At 66.3% G+C, this 22,248-nt stretch carries 27 protein-coding genes and 2 tRNA genes; 9 read left to right on the forward strand and 20 right to left on the reverse strand.

Annotated elements, in window-relative coordinates:
* Position 1: 1 nt before the first annotated feature.
* Complete coding sequence (locus tag BLV92_RS10405) at positions 2-478, reverse strand: universal stress protein (RefSeq protein ID WP_090544615.1); 477 nt, start codon at positions 476-478, stop codon at positions 2-4.
* A 240-nt stretch (positions 479-718) separates the two neighbouring features.
* Here BLV92_RS10405 and nodI point away from each other — a divergent pair, with 240 nt between their 5' ends.
* Both nodI and BLV92_RS10415 read left to right on the forward strand, forming a co-directional pair.
* On the forward strand, positions 719-1,630 hold the full coding sequence (gene nodI, locus BLV92_RS10410; RefSeq protein WP_090544616.1) for a nodulation factor ABC transporter ATP-binding protein NodI: 912 nt from the start codon (positions 719-721) through the stop codon (positions 1,628-1,630).
* 46 nt (positions 1,631-1,676) lie between these two features.
* Complete coding sequence (locus BLV92_RS10415; RefSeq protein ID WP_090544617.1) at positions 1,677-2,513, forward strand: ABC transporter permease; 837 nt, start codon at positions 1,677-1,679, stop codon at positions 2,511-2,513.
* 67 nt (positions 2,514-2,580) lie between these two features.
* On the opposite strand, the gene BLV92_RS10420 is transcribed toward BLV92_RS10415, so the two are convergent.
* The 3 genes from BLV92_RS10420 to BLV92_RS10430 form a co-directional block, all read right to left on the reverse strand.
* Positions 2,581-3,003, reverse strand: coding sequence for a hypothetical protein (locus BLV92_RS10420; RefSeq protein ID WP_090544618.1), 423 nt, complete (start codon positions 3,001-3,003; stop codon positions 2,581-2,583).
* A 106-nt stretch (positions 3,004-3,109) separates the two neighbouring features.
* Positions 3,110-4,177: a permease gene (locus BLV92_RS10425; protein WP_090544619.1), complete on the reverse strand. Its 1,068-nt coding sequence runs from the start codon at positions 4,175-4,177 to the stop codon at positions 3,110-3,112.
* A 241-nt stretch (positions 4,178-4,418) separates the two neighbouring features.
* Complete coding sequence (locus BLV92_RS10430; RefSeq protein ID WP_090544620.1) at positions 4,419-5,471, reverse strand: NADP(H)-dependent aldo-keto reductase; 1,053 nt, start codon at positions 5,469-5,471, stop codon at positions 4,419-4,421.
* Positions 5,472-5,656: 185 nt separating this feature from the next.
* On the opposite strand from BLV92_RS10430, the gene BLV92_RS10435 reads away from it, so the two are divergent.
* Both BLV92_RS10435 and BLV92_RS10440 read left to right on the forward strand, forming a co-directional pair.
* Positions 5,657-6,247 (forward strand): phosphatase PAP2 family protein, encoded by a 591-nt coding sequence (locus BLV92_RS10435; protein WP_090546981.1) that lies wholly within the window; start codon positions 5,657-5,659, stop codon positions 6,245-6,247.
* Between the two features lie 129 nt (positions 6,248-6,376).
* Positions 6,377-6,610 carry a hypothetical protein gene (locus tag BLV92_RS10440; RefSeq protein ID WP_090544621.1) on the forward strand — a complete coding sequence of 78 codons (234 nt, stop codon included), beginning with the start codon at positions 6,377-6,379 and terminating at the stop codon, positions 6,608-6,610.
* Positions 6,611-6,752: 142 nt separating this feature from the next.
* On the opposite strand, the gene BLV92_RS10445 is transcribed toward BLV92_RS10440, so the two are convergent.
* Both BLV92_RS10445 and dusA read right to left on the reverse strand, forming a co-directional pair.
* Positions 6,753-6,828, reverse strand: a tRNA-His gene (locus tag BLV92_RS10445).
* Between the two features lie 92 nt (positions 6,829-6,920).
* Positions 6,921-7,922 carry a tRNA dihydrouridine(20/20a) synthase DusA gene (dusA, locus tag BLV92_RS10450; protein ID WP_090544622.1) on the reverse strand — a complete coding sequence of 334 codons (1,002 nt, stop codon included), beginning with the start codon at positions 7,920-7,922 and terminating at the stop codon, positions 6,921-6,923.
* A 359-nt stretch (positions 7,923-8,281) separates the two neighbouring features.
* On the opposite strand from dusA, the gene BLV92_RS10455 reads away from it, so the two are divergent.
* Entirely contained in the window at positions 8,282-8,557 is a 276-nt protein-coding gene (locus BLV92_RS10455; protein WP_090546983.1) for a hypothetical protein, read from the forward strand.
* A 115-nt stretch (positions 8,558-8,672) separates the two neighbouring features.
* Here BLV92_RS10455 and BLV92_RS10460 read toward each other — a convergent pair whose 3' ends face one another.
* From BLV92_RS10460 to ssuD, 5 genes are all read right to left on the reverse strand, one after another.
* Positions 8,673-8,921, reverse strand: a complete 249-nt coding sequence (locus BLV92_RS10460) for a DUF6566 family protein (RefSeq protein ID WP_090546985.1) — start codon at positions 8,919-8,921, stop codon at positions 8,673-8,675.
* Positions 8,922-8,996: 75 nt separating this feature from the next.
* Positions 8,997-9,212: a TOBE domain-containing protein gene (locus BLV92_RS10465; RefSeq protein ID WP_090544623.1), complete on the reverse strand. Its 216-nt coding sequence runs from the start codon at positions 9,210-9,212 to the stop codon at positions 8,997-8,999.
* A 57-nt stretch (positions 9,213-9,269) separates the two neighbouring features.
* Positions 9,270-10,208 (reverse strand): ATP-binding cassette domain-containing protein, encoded by a 939-nt coding sequence (locus tag BLV92_RS10470; protein WP_090544624.1) that lies wholly within the window; start codon positions 10,206-10,208, stop codon positions 9,270-9,272.
* Positions 10,208-11,080: an aliphatic sulfonate ABC transporter permease SsuC gene (gene ssuC / locus BLV92_RS10475; RefSeq protein WP_090544625.1), complete on the reverse strand. Its 873-nt coding sequence runs from the start codon at positions 11,078-11,080 to the stop codon at positions 10,208-10,210. The genes BLV92_RS10470 and ssuC overlap by 1 nt, the downstream gene beginning before the upstream one ends.
* Positions 11,081-11,150: 70 nt before the next feature.
* On the reverse strand, positions 11,151-12,308 hold the full coding sequence (gene ssuD / locus BLV92_RS10480; RefSeq protein WP_090544626.1) for an FMNH2-dependent alkanesulfonate monooxygenase: 1,158 nt from the start codon (positions 12,306-12,308) through the stop codon (positions 11,151-11,153).
* A 555-nt stretch (positions 12,309-12,863) separates the two neighbouring features.
* Between ssuD and BLV92_RS10485 the strand changes: the two genes are divergently transcribed.
* Positions 12,864-13,292 (forward strand): hypothetical protein, encoded by a 429-nt coding sequence (locus tag BLV92_RS10485; RefSeq protein WP_090544627.1) that lies wholly within the window; start codon positions 12,864-12,866, stop codon positions 13,290-13,292.
* A 40-nt stretch (positions 13,293-13,332) separates the two neighbouring features.
* Here the strand turns inward: BLV92_RS10485 and BLV92_RS10490 are convergent, their stop codons facing one another.
* The gene (locus BLV92_RS10490; protein ID WP_090544628.1) at positions 13,333-14,478 is read right to left on the reverse strand and encodes an enoyl-CoA hydratase/isomerase family protein; all 1,146 of its coding nucleotides are present in this window, start codon (positions 14,476-14,478) and stop codon (positions 13,333-13,335) included.
* 94 nt (positions 14,479-14,572) lie between these two features.
* Positions 14,573-15,310 carry a TetR/AcrR family transcriptional regulator gene (locus BLV92_RS10495; protein WP_090544629.1) on the reverse strand — a complete coding sequence of 246 codons (738 nt, stop codon included), beginning with the start codon at positions 15,308-15,310 and terminating at the stop codon, positions 14,573-14,575.
* A 139-nt stretch (positions 15,311-15,449) separates the two neighbouring features.
* Between BLV92_RS10495 and BLV92_RS10500 the strand changes: the two genes are divergently transcribed.
* Positions 15,450-16,439, forward strand: coding sequence for an NAD-dependent epimerase/dehydratase family protein (locus tag BLV92_RS10500; RefSeq protein ID WP_090544630.1), 990 nt, complete (start codon positions 15,450-15,452; stop codon positions 16,437-16,439).
* Between the two features lie 52 nt (positions 16,440-16,491).
* Here the strand turns inward: BLV92_RS10500 and BLV92_RS10505 are convergent, their stop codons facing one another.
* The gene (locus tag BLV92_RS10505; protein ID WP_090544631.1) at positions 16,492-16,776 is read right to left on the reverse strand and encodes a DUF1488 family protein; all 285 of its coding nucleotides are present in this window, start codon (positions 16,774-16,776) and stop codon (positions 16,492-16,494) included.
* A 258-nt stretch (positions 16,777-17,034) separates the two neighbouring features.
* Here BLV92_RS10505 and BLV92_RS10510 point away from each other — a divergent pair, with 258 nt between their 5' ends.
* Positions 17,035-17,235, forward strand: coding sequence for a hypothetical protein (locus BLV92_RS10510; protein ID WP_243842496.1), 201 nt, complete (start codon positions 17,035-17,037; stop codon positions 17,233-17,235).
* Between the two features lie 18 nt (positions 17,236-17,253).
* On the opposite strand, the gene BLV92_RS10515 is transcribed toward BLV92_RS10510, so the two are convergent.
* Together BLV92_RS10515 and BLV92_RS10520 are read right to left on the reverse strand one after the other, a co-directional pair.
* The gene (locus tag BLV92_RS10515; protein ID WP_177197923.1) at positions 17,254-17,586 is read right to left on the reverse strand and encodes a DMT family transporter; all 333 of its coding nucleotides are present in this window, start codon (positions 17,584-17,586) and stop codon (positions 17,254-17,256) included.
* A 10-nt stretch (positions 17,587-17,596) separates the two neighbouring features.
* Complete coding sequence (locus tag BLV92_RS10520; RefSeq protein ID WP_090544634.1) at positions 17,597-18,094, reverse strand: heme-degrading domain-containing protein; 498 nt, start codon at positions 18,092-18,094, stop codon at positions 17,597-17,599.
* A 208-nt stretch (positions 18,095-18,302) separates the two neighbouring features.
* On the opposite strand from BLV92_RS10520, the gene BLV92_RS10525 reads away from it, so the two are divergent.
* Positions 18,303-18,379 (forward strand) — tRNA-Met (locus BLV92_RS10525).
* Positions 18,380-18,468: 89 nt separating this feature from the next.
* On the opposite strand, the gene BLV92_RS31480 is transcribed toward BLV92_RS10525, so the two are convergent.
* From BLV92_RS31480 to BLV92_RS10545, 4 genes are all read right to left on the reverse strand, one after another.
* Positions 18,469-18,648, reverse strand: coding sequence for a hypothetical protein (locus BLV92_RS31480; protein ID WP_143040668.1), 180 nt, complete (start codon positions 18,646-18,648; stop codon positions 18,469-18,471).
* A 315-nt stretch (positions 18,649-18,963) separates the two neighbouring features.
* Entirely contained in the window at positions 18,964-20,718 is a 1,755-nt protein-coding gene (locus BLV92_RS10535; RefSeq protein ID WP_090546987.1) for a ShlB/FhaC/HecB family hemolysin secretion/activation protein, read from the reverse strand.
* Between the two features lie 17 nt (positions 20,719-20,735).
* The gene (locus tag BLV92_RS10540; protein ID WP_090544636.1) at positions 20,736-21,059 is read right to left on the reverse strand and encodes an EamA family transporter; all 324 of its coding nucleotides are present in this window, start codon (positions 21,057-21,059) and stop codon (positions 20,736-20,738) included.
* A complete protein-coding gene (locus BLV92_RS10545; protein ID WP_244283775.1) occupies positions 21,056-22,246 on the reverse strand; it encodes a hypothetical protein in 1,191 nt (396 codons plus the stop codon). Before BLV92_RS10545 ends, BLV92_RS10540 begins: the two co-directional genes overlap by 4 nt.
* Positions 22,247-22,248 lie beyond the last annotated feature (2 nt).

Below are 22,248 nucleotides of genomic sequence, written 5' to 3' on the forward strand. Positions count from 1 at the left end.
CTCAGGCCGCTTCAGCAGCGGCCTGCTGCTTCTGTTCGGCCGGCGACGAGCACGCCACGAGAATGCTGCACGACACGCGGTCGAGCAGCGGCGTGTTCCCCGCCCCCATCCACCAGCGCGACAGCCCGGTCCGGCATCGATGGCCGACCACGACGAGATCGACGTGCAGTTCGTTCGCGAGATTCGCGATTTCGTCGATCGGATGCCCGAACGCGAAATGCCCCTGCGCGCGCACGCCCCGCTCGGTCAACCAGTCCACGCCTTCCTGGAGAATCTCGCGAGCGGTCTCCTCGAAGCGGCCGCACGCGACGTCGGTCAGAAGCCCCGCGCTCTGCGCGATCGTCGAGCGCATGTCGACCACCGACAGCAGATGGGTCTCCGCGCCAAGATCCAGCGCAAGGTCGGCGCCGCAACGCAGCGCCTTGCGGCCCTCGCGCGAGCCGTCGTAGCAAAGCAGGATTTTCTGGTAGCTCGCCATGGTCCTCTCCCCACCCGCACCGGTTGCGGGTTGTGCGCTTTCATGATGGTGCGCCGCAATTCCACATGCAAGCGCTGGAAAACGCCAGGTCGGCCGAGCCCCGTTTCGGCCCGATGCGGCGCTGCGGGAAAGCCCGCCGCGACCGCCAGCCGCCGCCGACGCGCGCCCGCCAATGCTCTAGAATAGGCCGCCTCGCGCCACACCGCCCTCATTTGCCACGCCATCGCCGCGCAACCGGACATGCCAGCCGCCATCGAATTCGAGCAGGTCGTTAAACATTACGGGAGCCGCCGCGTCGTGGACGGCCTGTCGTTCGAAGTCATGCCCGGCGAGTGTTTCGGGCTGCTCGGCCCGAACGGCGCGGGCAAGACGACGACGCTGCGGATGCTGCTCGGCATCGTCGCGCCGGACGCCGGGCGCATCAGCCTGTGCGGCGAGCCGGTGCCGGCCCGCGCGCGTTTTGCCCGCGCGCGTGTCGGCGTGGTGCCGCAGTTCGACAACCTCGATCCGGATTTCTCGGTCCGCGAGAATCTGCTCGTGTTCGGCCGCTACTTCGGGCTATCGGCCGCGCAGACCCGCGCGCTCGTCGCGCCGCTGCTCGAATTCGCGCGGCTCGAAAGCAAGGCGGACGCGCGCGTCGGCGAACTGTCCGGCGGGATGCGGCGGCGGCTGACGCTCGCGCGCGCGCTCGTCAACGATCCCGACGTGCTCGTGATGGACGAGCCGACCACCGGCCTCGACCCGCAGGCTCGCCATCTGATCTGGGAGCGGCTGCGCTCGCTGCTCGCGCGCGGCAAGACGATCCTGCTGACGACGCATTTCATGGAGGAAGCGGAACGGCTGTGCGATCGGGTCTGCGTGATCGAGGAAGGCCGCAAGATCGCCGAGGGCGCGCCGAATGCGCTGATCGAATCGGAGATCGGCGGCGACGTGTTCGAGGTGTACGGCCCGGACCCGGTCGCGCTGCGCGACGAACTCGCGCCGTTCGCCGAACGCACCGAGATCAGCGGCGAAACGCTGTTCTGCTACGTCGACGATCCGCAGCCGGTGCACGCGCGGCTGCGCCATCGCGCGAACCTGCGCTACCTGCACCGGCCCGCGAATCTCGAAGACGTGTTCCTGCGGCTGACCGGCCGCGAGATGCAGGACTGAACCCAACCGGACACACGACGCCGTTCCCCCCGTTTTCGACCAGCCCATGGAAGCCAAAACCCTCGACAAGACCCGCTCGCCTGCCGCCAGCGCACCGCAAAGCGAACCGTTCGCCGCGCTGCCGTCGAACGCCACGCACTGGTTCGCCGTGTGGCGGCGCAACTACCTCGTGTGGCGCAAGCTCGCGATCGCGTCGATGTTCGGCAATCTCGCGGACCCGATGATCTATCTGTTCGGTCTCGGCTTCGGGCTCGGGCTGATGGTCGGGCACGTCGACGGCGTGTCGTACATCGCGTTTCTCGCAGCGGGCACCGTGTCGTCGTCGGTGATGATGTCGGCGAGCTTCGAGGCGATGTACTCCGGCTTCTCGCGGATGCACGTGCAGCGGACGTGGGAAGCGATCATGCATACGCCGCTGTCGCTCGGCGACATCGTGCTCGGCGAGGTCGTCTGGGCCGCGAGCAAGTCGGTGCTGTCGGGCGCGGCGATCATGATCGTCGCGGGCCTGCTCGGCTATGCGAGCTTTCCGTCGATGCTGATCGCGCTGCCGGTGATCGTGCTGGCCGGGCTCGCGTTCGCGAGTGTCGCGATGATCGTCACGTCGATCGCGCCGTCGTACGACTTCTTCATGTTCTATCAGACGCTGGTGCTCACGCCGATGCTGCTGCTGTCCGGCGTGTTCTTCCCGATCGCGCAGTTGCCGGCCGCCGCGCAGCAGATCACGCTGATGCTGCCGCTCGCGCACGCGGTCGCGCTGATCCGGCCGGCGATGCTCGGCCGCCCGCTCGATCACGCAGCGCTGCATCTGATCGTGCTGACCGCGTATGTCGTGGTGCCGTTCGCGATCGCGTCGGTGCTGTTGCGCCGGCGGATGATGCGCTGATTCCAGTGCGCTCAAACTGCACTGCGGCGGACGGCGCTCGCCATCCGCCGCGGCGCAGGCCGAGACGTCACTCCTCGTCGTCGCCCCACGGAATCTCGACGTCGGTCACGAACGCGACCGTCGCGAACGGACCGCCGTCCTGGCGGCCGAGCTTGCCGTCCGCGCGATGCCATTCGACGCGGAACGTCGTCACCGCGGTGTCCGCGAGCAGGCGGATCGTGCGGACCTCCTCCGGGTCCATCTCCTCGACTGGGCCGTCCAGCGATACCAGCAGCTCCTGCGGCCACACGCCGTCCGCCGGGTCGTAAATGCGGTCGCCGTCCGGAATCGACGTGGATGCGTCGACGCCGATCGTCGCGGACGCGTCCACGATCATCTTGCCGAGCGCCCGCAATACCGCCGTCGCGCGCGCGGAATTCGCCTGGCGGATGGCGAGATCGCCGCGCGTCAGCGCCTGTTCGAGCTTCGGATTCGTTTTCTGTTGTGCCATGCTGATTCCCGAAACCGGGTCCTGTGGAGTGCGGACGGTTTCCCGCCCGCCGTTGATGCCGCGCGCCGACGCGCAAACGTGATGCCGCCGCCGGCTGCGTCGATGGTCAGAAACCCAGTGCGGCCGCCGCAAATCCCGCGACGACCCCGAAGCCGACGACCGTGGCCGCGACGAGCGCCAGCAGGCGCGGCCGGAACGAGCGCGCGAGCATCGCGAGCGACGGCACGCTGACGGGCGGCAGCGTCATCAGCAGCGCGCCGGCGGGACCGACGCCCATGCCGAGCGACAGCATCGCCTGGATGATCGGCACTTCGCCCGCGGTCGGGATCACGAACAGCATGCCGACGACCGCGAACGCGACGATCCAGCCGAGGCTGCTCGTCACGTCCGGCCCGATGTGCGGAAACAGCCACGCGCGCGCCGCGCCGAGCAGCAGCACCAGCACCACGTATTCCGGCACGAGCCGCGCGGCCAGCCGCACGAAAATGCCGAACCAGCGCGCGAACACGTTGCCGCCGTCGTCCTGCTGCCGCGTCAGCTCGACGAGCCGCGCGTCGGCGGCGCTCGCCTCCTGCGGCGTGACGAGCCGGTTCGCGACCCAGCCGAGCCCGAACACCATCAGTAGACCAAGCGCGAGCCGCAGCGCGCTCCACTGCCAGCCGAGCACGAAACCCATGAACACGAGCGTCGCCGGATTGAGCACCGAATTGCCGAGCCAGAACGCGATCGCGCCGCCCGCGGACGCCTGGCGCTCGCGCAGCCCGACGACGACCGGCGCCGCGCAGCACGTGCACATCATCCCCGGCACCGCGAGCAGGCCGCCGGCCGCGACACTGCCGAAACCATGCCGACCGAGCACGCGCGCGACCCAGCGGGCCGGCAGCAGCGCCTGCATGCCGGAGCCGAGCAAGAGCCCGAGCACCATCGCCTGCCAGATCGCCTTGCCGTACGCCCACGCGTAATCGAGCGCGGCCGTCAGCGATGGGGCCGGAGGATTCGCCGACTTGCCCATCAGGATCGAATTGCCGATCGAATGCGTCGCCTCGGCGGTGAACGCGCGGTGGTAGTAAGGAAACCACTTCACGTAAAAGAGACCGGCGATCGCCAGCAGCACGAACACCGGCCAGCCATAGCTGTACGTCGGGCTCCGCTGCGCTTCGCGTGCAGTGCTCATCGAAAAATCCTGTTTGTACTTGTGAACGGATGAAACGGCGCCGCCCGTGGGCGCCTGCGGACCGGCCGGACCGCGCGCGGTCCGCCACCGATATCGAGGATCGTAGTTCAACCGCGGGGGGTTAGCCAAACGGCCGCCACCGCACCCGCGGCGCGACCGGCCGCGCGGGGGACACGCCCGGACGGCGCGCGCCGGCGCGGCGGAAGTGGATCAGGACGGGCCGAGGCAGATCGAGAGGTCGTTACGGCGCCGGATTCGGCTGCTGCTCGTGCAGCGCATCGATCTGCGCGAGCGCTTCGGGCGACAGCTTCACGTCGATGCTGCCGATGTTTTCCTTCAACTGCTCCATCGACGTCGCGCCGATCAGGTTGCTGGTCACGAACGGACGGCTGTTCACGAACGCGAGCGCGAACTGCGCGGGCGTCAACCCGTGCTCCTTCGCGAGCGCGACGTAACGCGACGTCGCCGCGACCGCGTGCGGCTTGCTGTAGCGCGCGAAACGCTCGAACTTCGTGATCCGCGCGCCATCCGGACGCGCACCGCCCTCGTACTTGCCGGACAGCCAGCCGAACGCGAGCGGCGAATACGCGAGCAGACCGATGCCGTCGTGATGCGAGAACTCGGACAGGCCGTTCTCGAACGTGCGGTTCAGCAGGCTGTACGGGTTCTGGATGCTGACGATCCGCGGCAGGCCAAGCTTCTCCGCCGCACGCAGGAACTGCGCGACGCCCCACGGCGTCTCGTTCGACACGCCGATATGGCGAATCTTGCCCGCCTTCACGAAACCAGCGAGCACGTCGAGCGTCTCCTCGATCGGCACCGTATACGCGTCGTCGATCCACGGATACGCGCTGCGGCCGAACGTGGTCGTGCTGCGGTCCGGCCAGTGCAGTTGATACAGGTCCACGTAGTCCGTCTGCAGGCGCTTCAGGCTGCCGTCGAGCGCCTCGGTCAGGTTCTTGCGGTCGAACTGGTTGCCCTCGCCGCGGATGTGGCGCGGGTTGTGCGGCTGGCGCGCCGGACCGGCGATCTTCGTCGCGAGCACGATACGCCCGCGCGCTTCCGGATGCTTCGCGAGCCACGTGCCGATGTAACGCTCGGTCAGACCCTGCGTCTCGGGACGCGGCGGCACCGGATACATCTCCGCGGCATCGATCAGCGTGACGCCGTGGTCGAGCGCGTAGTCGATCTGCGCGTGCGCGTCGCTTTCCGTGTTCTGCTCGCCCCACGTCATCGTGCCGAGACCGATCAGGCTTACCTTTACGTCCGTGTCGCCGAGAGTGCGATATTCCATCGAAGCCATTCCGTCGTGTTTGGAGAAACGGGGACGTTAACACAGCGGCGGATTTTTTTCAGGCCCTGCAATCAAGGCCTACAGAACGCCGACGGGCGCGGCCGCGCGCGATGTGTCCGGTAGCGCGCACAGCCGTTGCGCGGCGCGCTGTATCCTGACCGGTCCGTATCCGAATGGCCGACCTCATGTGGAGCGCAATCAGCAGCGTCGGCGACGCCGCGCTGACCTTCCCCGTTGCGGTCGCGTGCGCGACCTGGCTCACGCTGTCCGACCGCCGGCTCGCGTGGCGCTGGGTGATGCTGCTCGCGGCAGGCAGCGCGCTGGTCGGCGCGACGAAGATCCTCTACTTCGGCTGCGGCATCGAAATCCGGCCGATCGACTTTCGCGTGATCAGCGGGCATACCGCGCTCTCGACGTCGGTGTGGACCGTCACGTTCGCGCTGCTATACCGGAGCGCCGGCGGCAACGTGATGTTCGGCGCGGCGACGGGCCTCGTGATCGGCGCGCTGACGGCGGTCGCAAGGGTGCTCGACAACGCGCATACGCCGTCAGAAGTCGTCGCCGGCTGGCTGCTTGGCGCGGCGATCGCGCTGCTGTTCGTGCATGCGCTGAAGCGATCGAGCGCGCGGATCGTGCTGTCGTCGGTGGGCGCGTGCGTGCTCGCGCTGATCGTCGGCGTCGCGTACGGGCATCACGCGCCGATTCAGGACATGATCGAGGACTATTCGCCGGGCGTCTGCGCGGGATTGCTCGATGCGATCGCGATGCGCCCTTGAGTTTTTCTGGCGCCGTGCGCCGCGCTGGGTTCTGTTACAGGTTGACCGGTGCGTGTCGGCGTCGCGGCGGCTTGCACATCATGGTTCGCGTGCCAGAATGATCGGCGGATCAGCTTCAGGGGAATTGCGATGGCAAGCCTGCGCACTTATGAGTACATGGGTTACGACATGACAGCCGGCGTGGACGGCGACCATGAACAGGGTTTCTTCGTGACGTCGCAGACCATCCGCAGTCTGTTCGACGGCACCAGCGATACGGTGCCGGTGGATGGCATCGCGGCAGGACGCTTTCCGAAACAGGACAACGCGTTCGATGCCGCGTTCGACAGGATCCGGGAGGAGATCGAGCGGAGGAAGGGGTAACTCTTGCTTCAGTGTTCTTGTGAAGCTTCTTGTAAAACGACAGGATTCCACCCTGGCAAAATGCAAAAAAGCCCGCTACGAGCGGGCTTTTGTTTGTCGCGCATTCTGTTTCTGCGCTCGACACTGACTACCTGAATTCTGCTGGGGTGGCTGATGGGACTCGAACCCACGACGACAGGAATCACAATCCTGGACTCTACCAACTGAGCTACAGCCACCACTGCTACAACCGTCGATTCGACTTGCACCTGAATGCAGCGCCGATCGAGAAGCGAGATTATACAAACACTGTATTCGTTTGCCTAGTCTTTTATTCAAGGATTTCGGCCGGCACGCGCAGATGCTCGCGCGCCTCGTCGAAGATAGCGAGATCGCGGGCAGCGAGCTTGCGGCTGTCGGACAGCACGCGACGCCAGCCGCGCGCGCCTGCGACTCCACGGTACAGCCCGAGCGCGTGACGCGTGATCGCACCGAGGTACGTCCCGCGCTTCAGTTCTTCCGCGCAATATTCGATCAGCTTCGCTTCGATCTGCTCGCGCGTCGGTGCAACGTCGGTCGAGCCGTAGAAGCGCGCATCGACCTCGGCCAGCACGTACGGGTTGTGATACGCCTCGCGGCCGAGCATCACGCCATCGACGTGCTGCAGATGCAACGCGACCTCGTCCAGCGTCTTGATGCCGCCGTTGATGATGATTTCGAGCGCCGGAAAGTCCTGCTTGAGCCGATACGCGTAGTCGTACTTCAGCGGCGGAATCTCGCGGTTCTCCTTCGGGCTTAGGCCCTTCAGGATCGCATTGCGCGCATGCACGATGAACACGTCGCAACCCGCGTCGGCGATCGCACCGACGAAGTCGCGCACAAACGCGTAGTCCTCGACCGCGTCGACGCCGATCCGATGCTTGACCGTCACCGGCACCGACACCACGTCCCGCATCGCCTTCACGCAATCGGCGACGAGTTGCGGTTCGTTCATCAGGCAAGCGCCAAATGCGCCGCGCTGCACACGCTCGGACGGGCAGCCGCAATTCAGGTTGATTTCGTCGTAGCCCCATTGTTCGCCGAGCTTCGCCGCGCGCGCGAGGTCTTCCGGCTCGCTGCCGCCGAGTTGCAGTGCGACCGGCGCTTCGGCGGGGGTAAACGCGAGATGGCGCGGCACGTCGCCGTGCAGCAGCGCGCCGGTCGTCACCATTTCCGTATAGAGCCACGTATGGCGCGATACGAACCGGTGCAGCGAACGGCAATGACGGTCGGTCCAGTCCATCATCGGCGCGACACTAACGCGGCGCGGGCTGGAAATGGGGTTGGCGGACATAAAAATCACATGAAATTGCGACGTAACCGCGTATTTTACCGCAAGCTGGCAATCCGGCCGGCTGCGCCGGTTATGCGGCAATGCGGCGAATAACCCTGCTGGCGTTATGTAAGTTCGGGGCCGTTTTTGTGCACTGCAAAGATTTTTTCGTGGACTCTATTGGGGTCTGTTCGTCGCTCAACCGCGCCGATATTGGCTGACAGGATTGTTTCCATCGCCGGAATAGTAAATTCAGATTATCAGCCTTATTATCCGATAGTAGGTGTATACACTAGGTCCCAGTTGACGCGGCTTCTGGACTCTCGCTCCCGGCGCAGCGCCATCCCGAACCGCAGTTGAACCTGATATTGGAGTCGATGATGAAGACCAAACTGATCGCCGCGCTGCTGGTTGCAGCTTCCGCCGCCGTTGCCGCTCCCGCGTTTGCCAGCGGCTATGGTCCGGCCCCGTTCTATCGCCCGGATGTCGGCGCGCCCGCGTCGCAGCAGGGTGTCAGCGCGCAGACCGTCGCGGCCGAACGCGCGCAGGCACAGGGCGTCACCAGCGCATACGGCGGTGTCGCCGGTGCATCCGCTCAGTCGGGCAACCGTGCCGAGCGCGTGAATGGCCCGCAATCGGTGTTCTTCGGTCACTAAGCACCGAAGGCCGTCCGTCAAGGCGGGCTAGAAAAAGCGCCGGGCGTCGAAAGACGTCCGGCGCTTTGTTTTTGTTCTCCGTGTTCGGCGTTGCTAGAACGGCTAGAACGACTGACTAACCCACTCCCCCAACTTCCTTATCGACCACCGCCTTCCCCGCGTCGATCCCCGCCTCCGCTGCCGCCCGCTCCGTCGGCCAAAGCCGCTCGATATGCACGAGCCGCCAGTCCACCACGACCACCTTCCCCTTCAGCACACGAAAGTGCGCCTTGACGCCGGTTAATACCTGCTCGACGGCGACCTCGATATCGTACTCGCGATAGCGCTCGTGGTAGTCGCCCATGTCGATGCCCTTCGGCTCCATGATCGTCTCCATCGTGGATAGCCGGTCCATCGTAGCACCACCACTACGCGCGGCCCGCGCGCCGCGCACCCTACCTCAAAGCCGCGCGATCGACACCTCGGTCGACTTCACCAGCGCGACGACCTCCGACCCGACCTTCAGATCGAGTTCGTCGATCGAGCGGGTCGTGATCACCGACGTGACGATGCCGAACGGCGTATCCACATCGACCTCCGACACGACCGGCCCGCGAATGATTTCCTTGACCTTGCCGCGGAACTGGTTACGCACGTTGATGGCGGAAATGCTCATTTAATCGACTCCAGAAATTCAAACGAGGAAGCGTCCGAAAACGCGGAAATGAAACGTTCAGATCGCCCAGCGGACATCGCTCGGGCTGACCGGCGGCGAACCGCCCGGCCCGCGATGATGCGAGCCGTCCGCGAACACCGGCTCGTCGGTATTCAGCACGCGCTTGAGCACCTGCTCTTCGAGCGCGGCGAACCGCGCATCCGAACGGGCGCGCGGCCTTTCGAGCGGCACCGGCTGGTCAAGCGCGATCTGCCCCGCCTCGACGAGCAGAATGCGGTCGGCCAACGCAACCGCCTCATGAACGTCGTGCGTGACGAGCAACGCCGTGAAGCGATGCTCGCTCCACAACCGTTCGATCAACGCGTGCATTTCGATGCGGGTCAGCGCATCGAGCGCGCCAAGCGGTTCATCGAGCAGCAGCAGGCTCGGCCGATGCACGAGCGCACGCGCCAGCGCGACACGCTGACGTTGACCGCCTGACAACCGCGACGGCCATTCGCCCGCGCGCTCCAGCAGGCCCACTTCGTTCAGCACCGCGCGCGCATCGTCGCGCGCGCCGCGACCGAGGCCGAGCATCACGTTCTGCAGCACGGTTTTCCACGGCAACAGGCGCGCGTCCTGGAACATGATCCGCGTGTCGAGCGCCTCGCCGTTCGCGCCGCGCTTGATCACCGCGCCATCGCTTGCCGATTCGAGCCCGGCGATCAGCCGCAGCAGCGTGGATTTCCCGCAACCGCTGCGTCCGACGATCGCGACGAAACTGCCGCGCTCGATCGACAGGTCGAAGTTATCGAGTACCGTGCGCTCGCCATAGCGTTTGCCGACACCGCGCAGTTCGACCGCGACGTCGTGGGGCGGCGGCGTCGCGGCGCGGGTCAGCGCACCCGAATCGACCGCGCCTTGCGAAACACCGCCCTGCGCATGCGGACCCTTCGCACTCGCGTCCACGTCGGTTCGGTCGCGGCGGTAACCGGCAGAAAACGTCGTCGCACTCATCACCGTCCTCCTCGTTGATACGCGGGGTGCCAGCGCAGCGCGATACGTTCGAGATATTTCGCGAGCAGGTCCGCGACTTTACCGAGCGCCGCATACAGCAGGATGCCGACGACCACGACGTCGGTCTGCAGGAACTCGCGTGCGTTCATCGTCATGTAGCCGATGCCCGACTGCGCGGAGATCGTTTCCGCGACGATCAACGTCACCCACATCAGCCCGAGCGCGAAGCGCACGCCGACGAGAATCGACGGCAGCGCGCCCGGCAGGATCACTTCGCGATACAGCGCGAAACCCTTCAGCCCGTAGCTGCGCGCCATCTCGACGAGATTCGGATCGACCGAGCGAATCCCATGGAACGTGTTCACGTACATCGGGAAAAACACGCCGAGCGCGACGAGGAATACCTTCGCCTCTTCCTCGATCCCGAACCACAGGATCACGAGCGGGATCATCGCGAGCGCGGGAATGTTGCGGATCATCTGCACGGTCGAATCGAGCGCGGTTTCGACCGGCCTGAAAAGACCGGTCGCGAGCCCGAGCACGAGGCCGATGCCGCCGCCGATCGCGAAACCCGACACCGCGCGCCACGTGCTCACACGCACGTCCTGCCACATCTCGCCCGACTCGATCAGCGACCATGCGGCCTTCACGACCGCGAGCGGCTCCGGCAGCACGCGCGTCGACAGCACGCCGCTGCGCGCGGCGAGTTCCCATGCGGCGAAGATCACGAGCGGCACGAGCCACGGCGCGAGCCGCGCGAACGACGCACGCAGCAGCAGCGCGAACACGCGGCGCGAACCGGCGCTCGCGCCCGGCGCGCGGCCCGTGCTGGCGGCGGCGTTGCCGTTCGCGGTCACAGCGGATTGGGTCATCGGTAGTTCCTCATTCGATGCGCGGCGACCGGTCCGCCGCGCGGCATTGCAATGGCGATGCGACGCCGGTTCAGCTCTGCGAAGCCTTCGGCGCGTAATGATTGCCGACGATCTCGCCGAACGGACCCGACAGCGGTCCGCCCGCCGTCTTCGTCGTGCGTCCCGGCAGCAGCGGGAACACGAGTTCCGCGAAGCGATACGACTCTTCGAGGTGCGGATAACCGGACAGGATGAACGTCTCGATGCCGAGATCCGCGTATTCCTTCATGCGCGCCGCGACCTGCTCCGGATTGCCGACGAGCGCGGTGCCCGCGCCGCCGCGCACGAGGCCGACGCCCGCCCACAGGTTCGGATACACCTCCAGTTCCTTGCGGCCGCCGCGCTTGCCGCCGTGCAGCGCGGCCATCCGGCGCTGCCCTTCGGAGTCCATCTTGTTGAACGCGGCCTGCGCGCGCGCAACGGTTTCGTCGTCGAGACGGCTGATCAGGCGATCCGCGGCATCCCACGCTTCCTGTTCGGTCTCGCGCACGATCACGTGCAGGCGGATGCCGAAGCGGATCGTGCGGCCATGCTCGGCGGCACGCGCGCGAATGTCCGCGATCTTCTTCGCGACGGCTTCGGGCGGCTCGCCCCACGTCAGATACGTGTCGATGTGCTCGCCCGCCATCTCGTGCGCGGCGGGAGACGAACCGCCGAACCACAGCGGCGGATACGGCTGCTGGACCGGCGGATACAGCGCCTTGCCGCCCTTCGCCGTCAGATGTTTGCCGACGAAATCGATCGACTCGCTGTTGTGCGACGCTTCGAGCAGCTTGCGCCAGATGTGCAGGAACTCGTCGGTGATCTCGTAGCGCGTGTCGTGATCGACGAATACGCCGTCGCCTTCGAGTTCGGCCGTATCGCCGCCGGTCACGACGTTGATCAGCAGCCGGCCGTTCGACAGCCGGTCGAACGTCGCGGCCATCCGCGCGGACAGCGCCGGCGACGACAGGCCAGGCCGGATCGCGACGAGAAACTTCAGGCGCCGGGTCGCGGCGATCAGGCTCGATGCGACAACCCACGCGTCCTCGCACGAACGGCCGGTCGGCAGCAGCACGCCTTCGTAGCCGAGTGTATCGGCGGCGACGGCGATCTGCTGGAAGTACGCGAGGTCAGCGGCGCGCGCGCCCTCGGAAGTCCCCAGATAGCGGCTGTCCCCATGGGTCGGGATGAACCAGAACACATTCATGCGTTACTCCTGCTGTCTTTATTCGAAACGGAAAACGTCGGAATCGGGAAACGCGGACCGCCCGCGCCAACGCGCCTCAGCGCGTGCGGCAGGCCGGCCGGCAAGGCGCAGCGCAGGCTGCGAAGCGGGCTGTAAAACAGGCTGTAAAGCGGGCAAGACGGAACGACTGCGGCCAGGACATTGCGGCGGTTTCCCCTGCTGCGCGGCGTGACGTTGGGTTCGCGCGCAGCGATTCGATGACGGCGGCGCCGTCGACATGGGGACTCAGTCTATGGATCGGGTAGATCGTTTTGAACGATTTTTTTTAGCTTAGGTTTTCCACTTTCGTGATTAGCCCGACGCTTTAGCATACGGCGCAACGTCGTGCGACAGCCGCGCGCCGATATAATGGCGCACGCTTCGATGGAAGCGCCCATAACATCGCGCGCGGCGCGAGCCTGCGGTGCGGCGCATCCCGCAGATCGCAGCCGCGCCGGACGCCGCGTCGCACGCTTGCGCCCATAGGGTCGCCTATGAGTCGATAGCGACGACGCGCGACACCCTCATGCCTCTCACATGCAAAAATTCATTCTGCCGTTCGTCTCGGGCTTTCTGGCTTCGCTGTTCTTTCGCGAAGCGACGCTCGCGCTGCTGCATGCAGCGGAGCTGATCGATCAGGCCGGCTTCTCGACCGCGCCGTTCGCGCCGCTCGGCCTCCCCGAGTTCCTCGCGAACGCGATCTGGAGCGCCGTCTGGGCGGTGCTGATGGCATGGCTGCTGCGGGTGTCCTCGCATCGCGCGGCGCCGTGGGTCCAGGCGTTCGTGTTCGGCGGCATCGTGCTGACCGCGGCGACCGTGTTCGTCGTCGATCCGCTGCGCGGCATCTGGCCGACCGGCAACATGCTGCCGCGCCTCGCGGTCGGCTTCGCGTCGAATGCGATGTGGGGATGGGGCGCGCTCGTGTTCATGCGCGCATTCATGAGCGAGACGCGCGACGACGACTGACTTGCGCCGTCAGCCGCGCAAACGTTAGCCGCCGCCGGGGTCAGCCGACCAGGTCGCGCAGCGGATGCTGCGCGGCGCTCCACGGGCTCTCGAACATCCGTTCGACGTCTTCCGCGCGCACGTCCTCGATCCGCTCGATCCGCCATTGCGGGCGGTTGTCCTTGTCCACGAGCCGCGCGCGTATGCCTTCGATCACGTCGCCCTGCGCGAAACTCGACCGTGTGAGATCGAGATCGCGCCGCAGGCATTCGGCCATCGATCCGTCCGCGCGCGCCACCACGTCGAGCGACACCGCCATCGACAACGGCGAGCGCTCGCGCAGCACGCCGATCGTGCGCGCGGCCCAGTCGGCCGCCGCGCCGTCCGCCTCGTGCTGCGCCGCTTCGAGCGACGCGAGGATGCGCGGCACGTCCGGCTGCGCGAAATGCCGGTCGATCCACGCGCGTGCATTCGCGAGCGCGGACGCGTCCGGCGCCGGCGCGCCGCCGCTGTTCGCTTCGGCCTCGCGGCGAATCCGCGCGACGATGTCCGCGCCGGTTTCGAACGGCTCGCTCTGCAGCGCGTCGATCAGCGCGGGCCACGCGGCCTCGTCGAGCCACACGTCGGCGAGGCTGACGTACAGCGCGTCGGCGGCCTCGATCGTCTCGCCGGTCACCGCGAGGTAGCGGCCGACCGCGCCGCGCGTGCGCGCGAGAAACCAGCCCATGCCGACGTCCGGAAAAAGGCCGATGCGCGTCTCCGGCATCGCCATCCGCGTCGTTCCGCCGACCACGCGCAGCCCCGCGGTGCGATGCGCGCCCTGCGAGATGCCCATCCCGCCGCCCATCACGATGCCGTTCAGGAACGCGATGTACGGCTTCGGGTACGTGAAGATCGCATGATCGAGCCGGTATTCGTCGATGAAGAACGTGTCGATCGCGTGCTGGTCGCCGTCGCGATGCGCGTCATACAGAAAACGGACGTCGCCGCCCGCGCAGAACGCGCGCGGATGGCGCGACAGCACGATCACCGCGAGCACTTCCGGGTTTTCGCGCCACGTGTCGAGCGCGGCGTGCATCGCGCGGACCATGCCGGTCGTCAGCGCGTTCAGCGCCTGCGGGCGATCGAGTTCGATAAAACCGATGCCGTTCGACACGCGCGTGGCGACATGCGGATCGGAGGCTTCAGCGTAGGCGGGTTGTGACATGGCGGCTGACGGGACGGTGACGGAAACGGCCGCGACGCGCGATGAAACCTGGCAACTTCGGGCGGCATCGGGCGGCGCGCACGTCGGGAGGCTATCACGACGACGGCGCTTTCGGCTTTCGGCTCCGCGCGGCGGCGCGCGTCGCGGGAGAGGCCGCCGGAGCCGCCGGCCCCGCATCGACCGGCTTGCCGCCGCGCGCGCGCGCCGGCGCGGACGGCGCGCCGAACCACGCGTCGAACGTCGTATCGACGATCGTTTCCAGCGGCGCATGCGGAAACACCGGACACGTGAGCGACAACGCGACGATTCCGTGCAGCGTCGCCCATAGCGCCTCGGCCCACGTCGCCGGGTCCGCGTCGGCGGGTACGCGGCCGTCCGCCTTCAGCGCGGCGAGCGCGTCGGTCAGCAGACGGAATGCGGCGTCGCCGGCGTCGTCATCGGCTTCGCCCTCTTTTTTCGCGCCGCCGAGCGCCGCGCCGGTGTAGCTCGGGTTCTCCATGAAGATCAGCCGGTACGTCTGCGCATGCTCGCGGCCGAACCCGACGTACGCATGGGCTAGCGCGTGCAGCCGCTCGCGCGGATCGGCGATCTGCGCGAGTGGCGCGAAGCTGCCGAGCAGTTGCGCGTACCCCTCCTCGCACAAAGCGCGCGCGATCTCGTCGCGGCTTGCGAAGTGCAGATAAAGCGTCGCGGGCGAATACTCGATCGCGTCCGCGATCTTGCGCATCGACAACGCGGCGAAGCCGTCGCGCATCACGATGCGGCGCGCCGCGCCGAGGATGCGCTCGCGCAGCGCCTGCTTCTCCCTGTTCTTTCGGTCGGCGATTCCCATGCCGGCGATTGTCCGGTTGACAAACTGAAAAGTCAATTTAAACTGAACACCGTTCACTGAACATTGTTCAGTAACTACTCACCGATCAAGCAGCGCCGATTCGCGGCGCGATGTTCGACCTGACCCACGGAGCACCGTCATGGAAAGCACAGGAAAAGTCGCGCTGTTCGGCGCAACGGGCGCGACCGGCGCCCGCATCGCGGCCGCGCTGCGCGCCGCCGGCCGACCCCGCCGAATGATCGCGCGTTCGCGCGCGCAACTCGCGGCCGCGTTCGGCGACGATCCGGACGCCGAACTCGTCGAATGGAATCCGGACGATCCCGCGTCGATCGTCGCCGCTGCAACGGGCGTCGATACCGCCGTCTATCTGGTCGGCGTGCCGTATCACCGGTTCGAACTGCATCCGCAGCTGATGCGCAAGACCATCGACGGGCTCGTCGCCGCCGGCGTTCGCCAGTTGATCCTGATCGGCACCGTGTACCCGTATGGCCGCGCGCGCACGAATCCGGTGACGGAGTCGCATCCGCGCGAGCCGCATACGTTCAAGGGCAGGATGCGGCTCGAACAGGAAAACCTCGTGCTCGCCGCGCACGGCCGCTCGGGGCTGTCGACGCTGGTGCTGCGACTGCCGGACTTCTACGGCCCCGGCGTCGAGCGCAGCCTGCTGAATTCGCTGTTCAACGCGGCCGCAACCGGCTCGCGCGCGCAGATGCTCGGCCCGATCGACGCCCCGCACGAATTCGTGTTCCTGCCGGACGTCGGCCCGGTCGTCGAGACGCTGACGCGCACGCCAAATGCTTTCGGCCGCGTGCTGCACCTCGCGGGCGCGGGGACGATCACGCAACGCGAGATCGCGTCGCGCGCATTCGCGCTCGCCGGCAGGACGCCGAAGCTGATGGTCGCGGGCAAGCCGATGCTGCGCGTGCTCGGGCTGTTCAACCCGCTGATGAGGGAACTGGTGGAGATGCACTATCTGCTCGCCGAACCGCTGGTGCTCGACGATTCGAAGCTGCGCGCGCTGATCGGGCCGATCCACAAGACGTCTTACGAAGAAGGCATCCGGCAGTCGTTCGCGGCCGCGAGCGCCGCGCTCGCGCTACCGCGCGAGGCTCGCCGCGTGCCGGCCTGACGCGGTCGCCGCACGACGCGCAGGGACGCGTGGCGGCGCGCTCGGGGTACGTTCAGTTCACGACGCTACCGGGCGGAAAATGCCCGCTTTTCAGCAGCACCGGCGACCCGTTGCTGATTTCCAGATGCGCGCGCGCGACCGCTTCGATCCGCGCGCGGCCGGCGTCGAACGCGCGCAGCCACGCGTCGAGACTCGCGCCGCCCGCGCCGAAATGGTCTTCGAGCGCCTCGACCGAAATCGCGCACGGCACGCGCTCGCCGTCGACCAGCGCGGCGAACACGACGGTCAGGTTGGCGTCGCGATACAGCGGCGCGTCCGCGGGAAACTGGATTTTCATGGCAGCCCTCTTGAGGAGTGCGTCGAAAAGCCTGTGACGGCTCGCGGCGTCGGCGGGTTCCGATGCCGCTTCGATAGTAGTCGCTGGATCGCCCCGAGGACGGCAAGCTGCGCGGCCCGCGTCCGCCCGCAAACCGGCATCGCCTGTGCCGCACGATGCCGGCCGTTGACGGTCGGCCGCGCTGCATCGCGCATCCGTGCATGCCACACTGTCGGCTCGCTCCCTTTACCGGCCCACTAACGACCCATGCAACCGCAATTGAAGGGCAGATACTTCATCGACGACCGCGAGATCGCCGAGCCGCACGCGGCGAAGCAGTGGTTCCACTACGCGGACGAGCATGAGATCGATGTCGCGCGCGCAATCAGTCTGTGGGAGGACGCGGCGACGCCGGACGGCCATGCGAGCCGCGACGAAATCCTCCGCGCGGGCATCCGCATCGTGCCGCCGGAACGCTGAAACGACGCGACGCAGCGCTCAATGCGCCTGCATCTTCGAGAACAGGTTCAGCACCACCACACCGGCGACGATCAGACCGAGCCCGAGCACCGCGGGCAGATCGGGCACCTGCCGGTACAGCGCCATCGCGACGAGCGTAATCAGCACGATGCCGACGCCGGACCACACCGCATACACAATGCCGACCGGGATGCTCTTCAGTGTCAGCGACAGCCCATAGAAAGCGATCGCATACCCGACCACGACGATCGCGGACGGCACGAGACGCGTGAACCCGTTCGACGCGCGCAACGCCGATGTCGCGACGACTTCCGCGACGATCGCGACCGCGAGCCACGTCCATGCAGACATCCGCATCGCGTCAGACCTTCGCGAGCGCGAGCACGCCGTAATCGGCGCCGAGTTCGGCGCACAGCGCCTCGACGACGAGTTCGTGATCCGCGCGCTGCGGCAGCCCCGACACGGTGATCGAGCCGATCACGCCCGCGCCGGCGACAGTCAGCGGGAACGAGCCGCCGTGCGGCGCGTATTCGGACACGGGCAGCCCGTGTTTGTCCGCGAGTGTCGTGCCCGCCTGCTGCATCTTCAGCCCGACCGAATACGAACTGCGCCGGAAGTGCTCGACGACGCGCGACTTGCGGCGCACCCAGTCGGCGTTGTCGGGCGTCGTGCCGTCGAGCGCGCAGAAAAAGAGCGGATGCCCGAACGTGCGCACGTCGATCGCGACCGCGAGCGAACGGGCCAGCGCGAGTTCGTGCAGATACACGCCGAGTTGCCACGCGCGGCCGGCGTCGAAACGGGGAAACACCAGCGCGTGCTCCTGCGCGGCGATCGATTGAAGATCGTGAACGATATCCATGGGCAGATCGTGTGATGAACGGTGCAATGTCGGGGTAGCAATGTTCGTCGGGCGGTTCGCCCACCCGACGAGCGAGTCCCCGATTCTAGCCGCTCCCCTCCGGCCGGCGTACATGCTGCGATCGCCTTGCGTCCGGCCGATAAAAGTACTTCGTCATTTACTGTTGACCGCGTGTCGGAAAATGTCCTATAATCTTTTCTTCGACGGACGCGGGGTGGAGCAGTCTGGCAGCTCGTCGGGCTCATAACCCGAAGGTCGCAGGTTCAAATCCTGCCCCCGCAACCAACCGAACCGACTTAAAGGGTTACAGCGTTTTCGCGTGTAACCCTTTTTGTTTTTCGGCGGACGTGTAACCCCGGTGTAACCGCAACAGATCAACGTTGAGCGGGCAGCATCGCGGTGGCGCGCATGTCATCTGTTCCGCCGACCGGCAAGGGGCCGTCCGCAAGACGTTGCACCTTCGCCCACGCGTCGACGAACCGGTATCGCGGCACACGGGAAAGTTGCCGGTCATGTACCGCCAGCACGCCCTCCAGCGCAGCACGTTCTGCCATCTCGACCGAGCACCAACCGCCCGGATGCTCCGCGCGCGCAAGGACGCCCTCCAGCGCGCTTGCGCGCCATGTCGAATATCATCGCATCCATCCCCGCATCGGCCGCCCCGTCCCTGTACCGGGCAAGATAGAGCGCCCGCGCAAGCCGCGCCACCTGCTCCATGCCGCCGCGCCCGCTGCACGGCACCGACAGCGCCAGGTGATACTCCAGCGACAGCACCTGCACCCGGCACGGCTCAAGCGGCAGCAGCATATTGCGCGGCAGCGGCAGGTGGCCCCGTTTGCATTGCCCTTTTCCCGACATGGCTGTCCGTCCTAGAACTGCCCGGTCGCCTGGAAGCCAAGGGTGACGCTCGATGCAGGGAAACCCGATGGCTTGTAGACGGGCGTGCCCGCGAACAGGTCGTAGCTGTATGTGCCAAGACGGGTCGGCACACCGCCGCGCACCCCCGCTACCGCACCGGCCAGTTGCGTGCCACCCAGCCATGCCGCCGAGCGGCCCCACACGCGGCCATAGTCCAGGCCCGCATACAGTGCGTGTCCTGTCTGTCCAAGCGGCATCTGTAGCTCATTGCGCCAGTAGAAACCCTTCTCCGCCGCCAGCATCGTCTCGCCGCTGAATCCGCGCACCGTGTAACGGCTGCCGATCGTCAGGTCATCGATGTAGTTCAGTTCGTTGTTCGTGAACTGGCCATGAACGGTGCCGACGTAGCGGAACGGCTGTTTGCCCACCGCGAACGGCACCGACAGGTTCGCGTCGAGCAGCGACAGGTGAAAGCGGTACGTCGGGCCGCTGGCGGTATCCGGCGTCGCCCCGAGCCAGCCGATGCCCTGCCGGTACGCGAGCGTGCCGTCGAACTGCGCCGCGCCGAAGTAGTGGCGATTGGTCAGCCCCAGTTCGACGAACGTGTTGTCGCGCCGCTGCTGCGGGATCTCCGTGTCCTCGATGAAGCTCGCGCCCCAGCGTTTCGCCAGTTGCACCTGCACGCCCAGCACGTCGTCCTGGCTGCGCCGCAGCACCCGACGCAGTTTCAGCCCCGCCGTCTGCGCGTTGCCGCTCGCGACGAAGGTCTGGTTCACCCCGGCGATCCGCTGGTAGTACGTGTTCGCATTGCCGAACAGCGTCGCCGTCCAGTAGCCCCACGGCACCGAGTACGAGCCGTTCCAGCCGTGCGAGCCCAGCCGTTTGTCGCCGAACTCCAGGTCCTGGCTGAACCCGGCGTTGAAGATGTCGTTCAGCCCGAGCGGGTTGTCGATGCCGATGGCGAGGTTGCCCTGCAGCCGGCCCGTCGCGCGGCTGCCCGAGTTGTCGACCGACGCGACCACGCTCCACGGCTTCGTGCGTTTGACGGTAAGCACGATGTCGCTCTCACCGGGCAGGTCGGCGGGGACGATCTGCATGTCGGCGTCCTGGCTGCTGACGCGCTTCATCTGCTCCAGGCCCTGTTCGAGATCGCGCAGGTTCAGCACGTCGCCAGCGCGCGTGGGGAACGCGGATCGCCATGTGCCGTAGACGGACGGGTCGGTGAAGCGGATGTCGCGGATGACGCCCGGCACGAGCGCGACTTTCAGGGTGCCGGTGGACAGGTCCTGTGCGGGCAGCAGCACGCGCGTGGTGATATAGCCGTGGCCGAGAATCGTCTGCTGCAAGCCTTTGACGATTGTGTCGAGGCCCTGTTTGCCGATGCACTCGCCCGCGTAGTGATCGAGCCAGTCGTGCGCGAACGCAAAGCGGTCCTGCGGCAGCGACGATGCGCCTTTCTCACGCACGGCATCGGGCAGGGTCGCCGGAACGTCGAGCGCGAACGTGTCGATGCGAAAGCACGGCTGTTCCGCGGGTAGTGCCGGCCACCCAGCCGCCGCAGACACGGTCGAGCGTACGCTGGGCGTCTGCACGGCCGCATCGCGCTGCTGCGCGTCGCGCTGCTGCTGGAGCCGGTTCTGTTCGGCATTGGCGCGTGCCGCCGCGGCCTCGTCGGCAGGCGTAATCGCCTGCTGCGCCGAAACGCTGGTCGCTGCAAGCAACAGCGACACTGAAATAGCCGTTGCCGCCCGTTTTATTTTCGTCATGTATTTCACCTGCTGGCCTACGCCGACCGGGTAACCATCCAAACCCCGACCAGAATGATTAATGCGCCGGCCACCTGTGGCGGCTGCAAAAGATGCTCGTGCAGCGCGGTGAACGCGAGCACCACGAGTATCGATACCGCCACCATCAACGGGTAGGCGACGCTGAGATTCGCTTTGCGCAGCGCAATCGCATACAGCACAAAACCAATGCCGTAAGCGCCGATGGCGCCGAAGCGGAACGCCCACGGCCACTCCGCCGTTCCCTGCGACGCGGCGACACGCAGCAATACGCTCGCCAGTCCACCGAATGCGCCGCTCGCGACGATGAGCGCCCAGTTCAATTCGCCGCCTCCGTTACTTCCGGGACGCTCTGCACGCGCGCGACGACCGCCTGCCTCCCGCCGACATCGCCGGAACGACCGCAGAAAATCGTGTCGAACCGGCTCGCGCCATGCAGCGCGATCAGCACGATCGCAGGCAGCACGATCGAGAAGTTGCGCGCTTCGTCCTCGAAGCCGAAGAGCACAAACAGCGGCAGCACGGGGACTAATGCCGCGAAGAAATAACGGCGATACCGCGTCGGCGTACCCCGCCACGCCGCCCGGAAGAACACGGTCAGCGGCACGAGCATCAGCGGATTCTCCAGACTCGGCGTGAACACGCCTTTGCCGATCAGGTTGTAGAACGTCAGATACGACGCTGGATTCAGCCAGAACTTCAGGTTGTCCAAAGCGTGAAACTCCACGACGTCGCCCGCATTCGACGCGTAGCCGCTCATGATGAATTGCCGCGTCAGCACACAGATCGCCAGATGCAGCGCAAGCCAGCCGACGCGTTTCGTCAGCGCGACGTCCTGCTCATGCAGGAAAAGCAGCGCGAGCGGTACGAGAAAGAAGGTTTCCTTGTTCAACGAGAATACTGCGATCAGCAGCGTGCAAGCCAGCATCCGGCGCTTCAGCACGCAATGGCACGCAGCCAATACGCCAAGGATTTCGAAGAAATCGTAGTAGTAGCCACCTCGCTGGAACGTCAGCGGATAGACGAAGCTGAATGCCGCGAGAAAGCCGACCGAATGTCCGAAACTCAATCCGTGCATCCGCGCGAGCTTGTAGACGAATAACAGCGCAAACAGCGTTGCCAACACGATCGCGACATACGTCAGGTGATAGGCAATGGCAACGGTCGGTGTCCAATAGGTGTCCGGCACGCCTGCAAAATACGCGTGGTGCAGCGAATCGTAGCGCGTGATCGATCTGAAAATTCTGTCCCGCGTTGCCGGTTCCAACTGCTCTGCCAGCCACTTCGCCGCCTTCGGAAACGACGAGCGATATACGTAGGGCTTCGGCGCATCGCCGTTCATCATGCCGACCAGACTGTAGCTCTGCGCGAAATCGCCCTTCTGGTCGTCGCGGAACCCCCATTTCAGCAACATGCTGTTCGTTATGTTGCCCGCACACACGAATAACATCACGTAGACGATCGCGAAGCGGCAAAACGACAGCACCCTGTTTCGATTTTTCTCAGTCATAG

Origin of the sequence: Paraburkholderia caballeronis (genome assembly GCF_900104845.1) — a bacterium.
Classification (GTDB): Bacteria; Pseudomonadota; Gammaproteobacteria; order Burkholderiales; family Burkholderiaceae; genus Paraburkholderia; species Paraburkholderia caballeronis.